6 protein-coding genes are annotated in these 10,065 nt (G+C 63.5%); 3 read left to right on the forward strand and 3 right to left on the reverse strand.

Features of this window, described 5'->3' with window-relative positions:
* Positions 1-53: 53 nt before the first annotated feature.
* Both GOEFS_RS18990 and GOEFS_RS18995 read right to left on the reverse strand, forming a co-directional pair.
* Entirely contained in the window at positions 54-3,368 is a 3,315-nt protein-coding gene (locus GOEFS_RS18990; RefSeq protein ID WP_007319570.1) for an arabinosyltransferase domain-containing protein, read from the reverse strand.
* Positions 3,361-6,660: an arabinosyltransferase domain-containing protein gene (locus GOEFS_RS18995; protein WP_007319571.1), complete on the reverse strand. Its 3,300-nt coding sequence runs from the start codon at positions 6,658-6,660 to the stop codon at positions 3,361-3,363. Before GOEFS_RS18995 ends, GOEFS_RS18990 begins: the two co-directional genes overlap by 8 nt.
* A 68-nt stretch (positions 6,661-6,728) precedes the next feature.
* Here GOEFS_RS18995 and GOEFS_RS19000 point away from each other — a divergent pair, with 68 nt between their 5' ends.
* Positions 6,729-8,042, forward strand: coding sequence for a competence/damage-inducible protein A (locus tag GOEFS_RS19000; RefSeq protein WP_007319572.1), 1,314 nt, complete (start codon positions 6,729-6,731; stop codon positions 8,040-8,042).
* 64 nt (positions 8,043-8,106) lie between these two features.
* A complete protein-coding gene (locus GOEFS_RS19005; protein ID WP_040525549.1) occupies positions 8,107-8,580 on the forward strand; it encodes an Rv0361 family membrane protein in 474 nt (157 codons plus the stop codon).
* Here GOEFS_RS19005 and GOEFS_RS19010 read toward each other — a convergent pair.
* A complete protein-coding gene (locus GOEFS_RS19010; protein WP_007319574.1) occupies positions 8,577-9,200 on the reverse strand; it encodes a TetR/AcrR family transcriptional regulator in 624 nt (207 codons plus the stop codon). The genes GOEFS_RS19005 and GOEFS_RS19010 overlap by 4 nt on opposite strands.
* 68 nt (positions 9,201-9,268) lie before the next feature.
* On the opposite strand from GOEFS_RS19010, the gene GOEFS_RS19015 reads away from it, so the two are divergent.
* The coding region (locus tag GOEFS_RS19015; RefSeq protein ID WP_007319575.1) for an oxygenase MpaB family protein at positions 9,269-10,065 on the forward strand (797 nt) is incomplete at its 3' end.

Consider the following 10,065-nt stretch of genomic DNA (forward strand, 5'->3'; position numbering starts at 1 on the left):
CACTTTAACAGTGCGCATTCAGGGTTTGCAATACGGGATCATCCGGCAACTAATCAGTTGGTCACGGCCCGCATCGGTCCTGGTGTCCACCAACCCGACCGCGCCTCATCAGTCACGTCAAGCTGCGCAACCGTCTGCGGCACAAGGGGAACCAGTTGGACCAGATTGCCCCAGTCCTTCGCCCAATCGTTGCGGAGATACGACGGAAGTACCGTGGGCCGCAGAGAATTCTCTACGACGCCGAGCGGGCCACCGTAGTCGCCGGCCATCCAGCGTTGCGAGTTGACCCGTTCACCCTCGGCATCGGGTTCGATCCGCCATTTGGGAACCTCCCACACGCCGTTGACGATCGCAGCTGGCCGCTGGCATGGGAATGCCAGCGCGACTTCCCAGTCGAGTAAGACCGGATCAATATCTCCCACAAGCGAATTGAGGGTCACCATCTTCGAGACCCGTGGCGGTGTCAGCGCCACCCATTTGTCGTAGTCCGTTGCGGTGTCCTCGGCGACGACGCGCATGACGGTGGCGCGCGGTGGCGCGTCCGCACGCGGGAATCGCAGGTTCTGCCACTTGGGTGCGGTGTGGTTGATCCCCAAGGGGGTAACCATTCCCACCGGTGTGACCCGACCATCGGGCTCCACCCGACCGAATTGCAAGCGAACCTTCTGACCGGCATGGGTGACCGCCAACTCGTCGACATATTCGACGTCACCGGCTGCCGCCAGCGTGATCAGCGGAGCATCGGGCGAGGCTGCGGGCAGTTGATACCAGTCCGACGTCAGTCGACTCTGCCCGTTCCCCACTCCGAACGACCCGACGACAGGCGCGACGTCAGCCGATAATCCGAAGGGACGCTTAATCGTCGGCTTTGCCACCTCCCGGCCGGGAGTATCGGCGGTCTGGTCGGTTCCCGTCGCCGTCGGATCGACCAGCGCGCTGTTGTCGCTGGATTCTTCGTCCGAGTCGTCGGTGTCGAGCGTCGGCGACAACGCGTTGGGCTCGAAACCTGTTGCGCCGGAACCAAGTAGCGCCTGTTCGGCGGAGGTCGGATTCTGGCCTGCCACACGTGCGGCCGTCAGCACACCGGCGTTCGCGTCCTTCTCCACCAGCACCGCGTCGGCGAGCGCACAGTTCTTGCCGCGCATCGCATCGACGTTGGAGTTGGCCCATGACCACGAATCACGTTGTGTGTAGATAGATTTCGCAAACGATACGAAGGTGAACGCCAACGCAGCGGCGCAGACGATCGCGATCGACTTGGTTGGCAGTCGCTGCCACCAGGTCAACTCGGCCGCGATCGGCTGTCCCGAATTCTCGGCATCTGCCGACCGGTCGTCGCGGAAGTATTGCCACGCGCCAAGGGCGGTCAACAGAAGCGCGATGACGAGAATGCCGGCGTAGAGCGGGATGCCCTTAATCGCGGGAGTGTCGTCGGCCCACGGGATCCCGTAACTACCGACGTACCACCACTGATTCCGCCCAGCGAAGGCGATAGCGAGAGCGTAGGCGCACGCGGCGGCGATAAATGTGCGATTGCATCGCCGAACCATCACCTCGGGGCGGATGAACGCCGTTGCCGCAGCGGCCAATACGCCGGTGAGGCAGGCGAACGCACCCATCTGGTGAGTGGCTTTGGTCGGCACAAAGGCGAGGACCACAACGGCGCCTGCCATCACACCGACTAATCGCCACAGGGGCGCGGCCACGACACCGGCAACGCGGCGGCGTTGCAGCAGGATGAGAACAACGATCAGCGACGACAGGAATGTCACAAACACACCGACGCGTCGTGCGATCGAGCCGTCCGGCGTCGGATTGAGCAGGATGTAGTAGCGCATCCCCTCGTTCCACCACTTATTGGTCGGCCCGACGATCCCCTGGACCTTGATGCCTTCCAGGATGGTTGCGAGGGTCTGATCGGCGAAGATGGCGAACAGGACTACAGTGCCCGACGCCAGGATCGGCATCAGCAACGCGGCCAGCCCGTCTCGACGACGACGGATCAGTAGATGTCGCATCAGCGGTCGCAGCCCGGTGATCAGCGGCAAGATCGCGATCGCACCGGCCGGGTGCACGGTCAAAGTTCCTGCGGCACAAATAATTGCGAGTGCGAGAGGCAGGAATCGACCACTCGCGATCGCGCGCTCGACCAACACCCAGGTGAGCAAGGTGCCCACAGTCAGGAACGGTTCGATGCGCAGGCCGTTGTTGAATGGCAGCCACACCGCGAGGAAGGCCAGCGCCGCGGCCCACATCACCACCGACGAGGAGCGCAACGCGGCGCCGAGCCGCGGTACGGCGGCGCGACTGATCAGGAACCAGCCGGCGACAGCAAACATGAAGGGCAGCAGGCGTAGCCACGGCGTGGCGGTGCTGACTTCCATCCACAGCGACAGATAGCGATAGTGCCAGCCGAACGGATCTTGCGGCGCTCCGAAGTAACGGTAGTAATTGACGAGATAGCCCGCATCACCGGCAACTCGGCCAACGGTCACCTGATAACCGTCATCCGCGGTATTACCGCCGATGAACAACCACACGCCCAGAATGCCGACGACGGTGACGTCGACGAACTTCGGCCGCCACCAACGTTTCGGAACCAATCGACGCAGCTTCCGCCCGTCACGAGCATCGAGAATGCCGAGGGCCGCGATCGACACCACCGTCATAATCACACCCAGTACGAGTAACAACGACTTGAGCGCGGTCGGCGACGTAGAGAAACGCATGTCGATCGTTGACGAGAACGAAAGCCCCTCGGCGGAAACCGATTTCGGGAGGTCGGTGTAGACGCCGATAATCTGCGGCCGGGAATCGGGATCAGCGATGGTGAAGTTCAGCGGGTTCGCCCCCGACGACGACACACCGTCGATACGCCCTGACGTCCCGGTGGTATCGGAATGAACGACGATGCGGCAGTTGGGATTGGCCTGTGCGTCGGCGCGCGGGGTGCTGAGCAGCAAGGTGTTTCGCTGGGTCACCTGAAGACTGTCCGCGGTCGCGCGGACAAACAAGCCAACCTTGCTGGCCTCGACGCCGGCAGACGGAACCGTCGACACCAGCACGCCACCGGTTTTCGGCAACGACGACGCCAATACACACGGCACGGTCAGATCAAGCTTCAGCGGCGCGTACGCGACGTTGGGCGCGACGACATTCTCGACCGTGCCGCTCTGCGGCCAATTGAGTTGCGTATTGCTGTATTTGACCGGCAGGAATGGCGACAGGATGGCGAGAAATAAGCCGATCGACCCGACGACAATCGCCACGAGCTGAACCTGCTTGATCCGGCGACGCCGGGAATCGGGCTGGGCTGTCATGGTTTTCGCGGCACTTTCCTTCGCAGCGGGCATATCACCGTCAGTCATCTTGGGGCACCACCCGGATCGCACCGGTTCGCTGCCAACCCCAGCGCGACGCGGTACCGGTTCCCACCGTCGCCGCGGGCGCATCGGGAACCAACGGCGTCAACTGCTGCAGATTGCCCCACTCCCGATACCAGTCGTTGGAGAGATATGTAGCGGTCGTACTTGCCCGCGTCAACGCCTCCGAGGTAGCCAGAATGCCGCCGTTGACCGTCGCCTGCCACGTCTTCGACTGGGCATTGGCCGTCGTCGGGTCGGGCAGAATGCGCCACCGCGGAATCTGATTCACACCATCGCTCGCCGTCATCGGATGCTGACATGGGAACTGCGCGCCGACCGCGAAGTCGACCAGTACGGGGTCGGTGGATCCGACGACCTCCTGCAGTGTCTGCAGTCGGGGAACCCGCGGCGGCGTGACCGCCAGCCACTGGTCCGGACTTAAACTGTTGTCGCGGGCCACAATTCGCATCGCGGTCGCGCCCGCCGGAATATTCGCGGTGGGAACCCGAAGGTTGCGCCACGGCCGGTTGGGCTGCCCGGGCCCCGGGTCGATCGGGATGGCCGGCGCACCCACCGGAGTGAACTGACCACCCGACTCGCGGCCGAACTCGATCTGCAGTGACCGGCCGGTTGTGGTGGCCCCGTCGCGGTCGACGGAGAAGATAGGCCCGGCGGCGGAGATGACAATCAGCGGTCCGGCGCTACGCCCCGGCAACTGATACCAGTCGGACGTCAGGGTCGCTTCGGCATTGTTATGACCGTAGCTTCCGAGTACCGGCGTCGTCGCGGGATTTAGCCCGAACGGCAGAGCGGCTGTGCTGCCGTTGATTCCACGCGGTCCCTGGCCGCCGGTGGTGCCGGGACTACCGCCCGACACCACAAATGGCCGGGCAAGGTTCCCCGATGTGTTCATCGTGCCCGGACTGAGCGACGTCGCCTCGGACAGCAGGTCGGGGCCCACGCCGTTCGGATCGAATCCGTTGGACTCACCGGCCAGCGCCGCTGAAAGATCTTTGCCGCCAACCGGTTTGAGCATGCCCACGTTCGCATCTCGCTCGACCAGGACGTAATCGGCCATACCGCACGACTTTCCGGTCACCGTGTCGACGTTGCCGGCGAAGGTCGTGTACGTGTCGGTCCGAGCGGCAATGGCCTTCGCGAAGAGGGCAACTTCCACCAGCACCATCGCGGCGGCGATCAGGACGAGCGGAGACGACACCAGAGCGACCCGCCAGGCCGGTACCGGCGCGTCTGGATCGGGTGCGCCAACGGCGTCGGCGCGCAAATGCAGCACCATCGCGGCGGCGACCGCCAGGCCGGTGAATCCCAAAAACACTGAGGACAAAGGAATTCCAGCCAGCGACGGGGCCTTGTCAAACCACGAGATGCCGAGATTGACGCCCCATGGCCACGCGTTCTTACCTGCGGTGGCGATTGCGCACGCCAGCATGAGCGCGGCGACGAATGCCGCGAAATTGCGTGGCGAGCGGCGCGAAGATTCGGCGACGGCCACCGCTGCAACCGCTGCGAGTGCGGCTCCGACACCGGCATAGATTCCAAACTGGATAGTCCATTTGGTCGGCGTGAAGGAGAGCAACAGCGTCGTCAACAGAATCGCGCTGACCACTCGCCAGACCGGACCCGGATCAACGCCCTGAATCTTCTTACGACGCAACATAATCGCCAGACACAGGGCCAGCGATACCATCACCAACAAAACAGGAATGCGGCGCGCCAATGCACCGTCGTCGGTGCTAACCACCAGGAAGTAGTAGCGCAGAAGTTCCTGGTACCAAACGAGCGACGGCCCGACGGTGTAACGCACCCGCAAGGTTTCGGCGACCGTAGCCAGCGTTTGATCCCGAAAGACCACGATGATCACCACGCTCGCAGCCGCGGCGATGGGCATCAGCAATGCTGCGATGCCGTCTTCGCGGCGCCGGATTCGTACCGCCCGCAACATCAATCGCGAACCAGCTAAAAGCAGTGCGACAGCGATGATTCCGTGCGGCGCGAGCGCCAGGGTGAGTCCAGCCGACAATGCGGCCAGTGCTGCGGGCAACAATCGTCGGGTCGCTATTGCCTGCTCGACACCCCACCAGATGAGCAGTGAACCGAGGACGATGATCCCCTCGCTGCGCAGACCGCTGCACAACGGCAACCAGAAGGCGCAAAACACAGCCGCGGCGGTAAACATCGCCCACTGCGATCGGCGCACCGCACCACCGAGTCGCGGCAGCAATACGCGGGTGAGAATGAACCAGCTCAGTAGTCCGGCGACGAGTGCGGGCAACCGCATCCATAGACCCGACGTCGAGATTGATGCCCAATGCTCGAGGAAGCTGTAGTACCAGTCGAACGGCGCCTCGGGGACACCGAAGAAGCGGTAGTAATTCGCGAGATAGCCCGCGCCATCGGCGTTGCGACCCATGTTGAGGATGTAGCCGTCGTCGGGCGACGCGGCGGCAATCCAGAACCACACGAGCAGCACGGCGGTGACGACCAGGTCGACCGCGCGCGGCCACAACAGCCGTCGAAGATCGAGCTTGCCGACCCGGCGGTGGTAGCCGCGCAATACATCCAAACGTCCGACAGCGATCAGCGAAATGATCGCGGCGATCACGCCGACGACCATCACCAACAACTTGATCAGCGACGGCGAGGAATCGAAGCGATTGTCGACGTCGATGTGGACACGCAATTGCGACGGCGTAGCGGCTTGTACCACCGACGTTGGAAGGTCGGTGAAGATCCCGGCAACCTGCGGACGATTCTCCGCTTCGGTGCTAACCGCCGGTCCCAGCCCCACGAAATGAGCGCCGGTAGCGGCCGACGACGACCAAATATGCAACTCGCTACAACGTGCGAGGTCCGCGCGCGGGGCACTGGCGATAACCTTGCCACGGAATGCCACATCGACCGTTGTGCCGTTGTCAGTCACGAACAGAGCGGACTGGCGGGCTTTCAGACCCGACGACGGCATCGTGGACAACACGGTGATCGACGATCCGGCGTCGCGCCGTGAATCGACGCCGGCAAGAACCTTGCAGCCGATTGTGACGTCGAGATCGCGTGCGGTCTGCGCGACCAGCGGCGCGGTTACCGACGCGGTCTGCTCGGACAGTTGCTGTCCAGCGGGCCACTCGATGGTCGCGGTTCGCTCGTTGACCGGGAGAAAAGGCGTCAGAATTGCGGCGAGAACTGCGACCAATCCGGCGACCACGGCGACTAACGCCGCCGGATTCTTACCCCGGCCCGTTCCCTGCGCCTGCGGCGTCGTTTGTGAATCCGGCACGGCTGGTCACCTTAGTGCACTCGGCTGTGAATCGGTTGAGCCGATGGGTGGTCAGTAGGCTTAGCGGCGTGAATGTACGCGCAGGGATCGTTGTCACCGGTACCGAAGTTCTCACTGGAACCATCACCGACCGGAACGGCCCGTGGGTGGCGAAATCACTGCTCGATCTGGGTGTCGACGTCGCACACATCACGATCTGCGGTGATCGTCCGGCCGATCTGACCGCACAACTTAGATTTCTCGCTGCCGAGGGCGTCGATCTCATCGTCACGACCGGTGGCCTCGGACCTACCGCCGACGATCTCACGGTAGCCACCGTCGCCTCGTTCGCCGAGCGACCATTGGCCCTCGATACAGCGCTCGAGGCACATATCGCCGACATCATCGCCCGCTGGCGGCGTACTTCGGGGATTGATTCGCCCGCATTGGCCGCGGGGATTCGGAAACAGGCCATGGTTCCCGAAGGCACGCAGGCGATCGATCCGGTGGGTACCGCGCCGGGCATCGCCATTCCGGCGGCACCCGCGAAATCGACACCCGCGATCTTGATCCTTCCCGGCCCACCAGCCGAATTGCAGGGCATGTGGCCGGCCGGGCTCGCGACAGACGCTGTCACACAAGCACTTTCGGGTCGTGGTGTCTATCGGACCCAGACCATCCGCGCCTATCGCCTCTCCGAACCCGACCTCGCCGCGACATTGCGCAGCGCAGAAGGTCAGATCGATGATGTCGACCAGTTGGAGATCACCACCTGTTTGCGCGGCGGCGAGGTCGAGATCGTCACCCGCTACGCGGCAACCGCGCAGCCCGCATACGACGCCCTAGCCGAGTACTTGACGAAACATCATGCGGCACAGATCTTTTCTATCGACGGCTCGACTATCGACGATCAGCTGGCGGCAGCGTTGTCGGGACGGTCGGTTGCGACGGCGGAGTCGTGCACCGGCGGACTCATCGCCGCGCGCCTTACCGACCGCGCCGGATCGTCGGAGTATTTCCTCGGCGGCATCGCCGCATACGCGAACGAAGTGAAGACCGAAACCCTCGGGGTACCAACCGAACTCATCAATGAACACGGCGCTGTCAGCGAACAGGTCGCCCGGGCGATGGCCGATGGCGCGCGCACGGTCCTGCACACCGACACCGCGGTGTCGACCACCGGCATCGCGGGACCGGGCGGTGGCAGCGAACTCAAACCCGTCGGCACGGTGTGTTTCGGCATCGCCGTAGCGGGGCAACCGACACGAACCCACACCGTGACATTTCCCGGCGGGCGGGCGACGGTACGCGCATTGGCGACGACGGCGGCATTCCATCTGCTGGCCGAGGCGTTGAACGACGTGGAAGCCAATCTTGCATCCCCGCGACGATCTGTGATCTGATAAATCACCCATTCATATTGATGCATCCAGTTGTCGGGGGATTTCGTTGATTATTCGTCGGGCCGTGCCGTTCACCGCCTCATTGCCGATCGTCATGATGGCGATCATCGCCGCTGTCCTAAGCGGTTGCGCGAGCAACAGCGCCGCAGAAGGCCAGAGTACGACCTCCGTCGCGCCGGTCAGCCACGCGGACGACGTGTTGAGCCAGCTCAAGACGGTCACTCGTGCGGCGATCGGTGCCTACAACACCGGCGATCTGACGACCCTCAAGTCGATTTCATGCGGCCCGCTCAAAACCGACCTCGCGAAGACGACCGCGCTGGATTTCCGCCGCGAATCTCGTCGGGACCTTCGTCTGCGCGGTAGAGGTTCGGTTGTCTCGCTGACCGAGGTCAAGATTTTCGAATACAACGCGACCGGCAAGGTCGTCATCGAATATCAGCGGCACGCGGACGGCCTCGACGCTCAGAAACGCGTTCGGACCGAGGGTACCTACAAGCGCGTCAAAGGTACGTGGCGGATCTGCGGATTGGACTAACCCGCCGATGCCGCCGCCATCGATAGCCGGACACAGACATCGGCTAGCTCCGATGGCATCAGATCCCGTTCGGCGAGCCAGGCCTCGATAAGTCGATTCACGCCGCCGACGACGAAGCGCGCGATGCGGTATGTGTCGGCATCCCCGGCCGCGGGTGCCTCCGGCAGTTCGGCGACGTGGGCAACCATGACGTCGGCGATGAGGTCAAGGGTCTCGCGGTGCCGATCGGCGAGTCCGGCTATGCCCGACACGTCGCTAGTCAAAATGCGAAATATTGCCGGATCGGCATCGAGCGTCGTCAGATATCCGGTGAGCGCGGCTCGCAGTCGCTGATCGACCGGCCCGCCCGCGGCGCTGCTCGCGTCGACCAACGCGGCAACCATCTCGTCGCGAACCTGATCTGCCACAGCGCGGATGAATGCGTCGCGGTTGGCGAAATGCTCGTAGAAATAGCGGTAGACCAGTCCGGACTCCTTGCAGATCCCGCGCACCGTGATGTCCGCGATTCCTGCTCGCCCCCACATTTGCCGACCGACCGCGATCAGTTTCAGGCGACGTTCCTCGCGGCGATCGTCCGCACTGACACCGCCGTAATCGCGTACCACTCCGCTGCGCGCCATTGACCAGGATTGTAGCCGTGGTTATATTTGGAGAACAGCCGTTGTCCAAATAAGGGGAGGCACCTTTCATGAGCGCGCGGATTCCTCAGCGTCACCCCGCCGGCCCGTGCCGTATCCCGGCTGGAGTCGCGACATTTAGCCGACTGCTCGGAATCCGCGGCCCCGACGCCGCACAATTCCGTCGCCTCGGCGAAGCGCTTACCGAGGGTGACCCACTCATGGACGAACTGGTCGGCTGGATGATCGAAGCCGGCATGAAGAGCACCCGGCCGTTATTCGAGCAGGCACTCGCCCGCGGGATTGACAGTGTCACCAATGCCCCAGCGCCGCTTCGCGAGTTCTTCGCAATCGTCGAGGACACCCCGAGCTGGGTGGACCCGGCGAAGTTGCGATTAGGTGCGCAGACTATGAACAGCGGCGGAGCCGACGGGCTGTTTATCGCCCGCGACGTCGCGCTCCTGGGTGGCTACAGTTTCTCCGGCTTCAACCAGACCTTGCTGCGCACGGGGGCACTTGAGAAGGGCTCCAACAAGCGTTTCGCCGAGACTTCGCAGTGGGCGCTCGACGTCATCGCCGACGGTGGCCTTGAACTGTTCGGCGCCGGATACCGCTCGACGCTGCGGGTTCGGCTGATTCACTCGCTGGTGCGCCGACACGTCGTCGACCTGCCCGATTGGGATTCCGAGCGGTGGGGGCTGCCCATCAACCAGACCGATATGGCCGCGACGCTCGTCGGCGCACTGGTGGCACCGATGGTCGGCGGTCTTGGCATCGGGCTGGTCAACAAACCGTCGGAGTACAGCGCGGTCGGCCATCTGGCTCGCTACGTCGGGTGGCTGATGGGCGTCGACGATGAATTCCTACC

Origin of the sequence: Gordonia effusa NBRC 100432 (assembly GCF_000241305.1) — a bacterium.
Lineage (GTDB): Bacteria > Actinomycetota > Actinomycetes > Mycobacteriales > Mycobacteriaceae > Gordonia > Gordonia effusa.

What these genes read in the sequence shown, in the direction of transcription:
- GOEFS_RS18990 (WP_007319570.1), bottom strand. Translation starts at nt 3,368, where the DNA reads ATGACTGACGGTGATATGCCCGCTGCGAAGGAAAGTGCCGCGAAAACC.
- GOEFS_RS19010 (WP_007319574.1), bottom strand. Translation starts at nt 9,200, where the DNA reads ATGGCGCGCAGCGGAGTGGTACGCGATTACGGCGGTGTCAGTGCGGAC.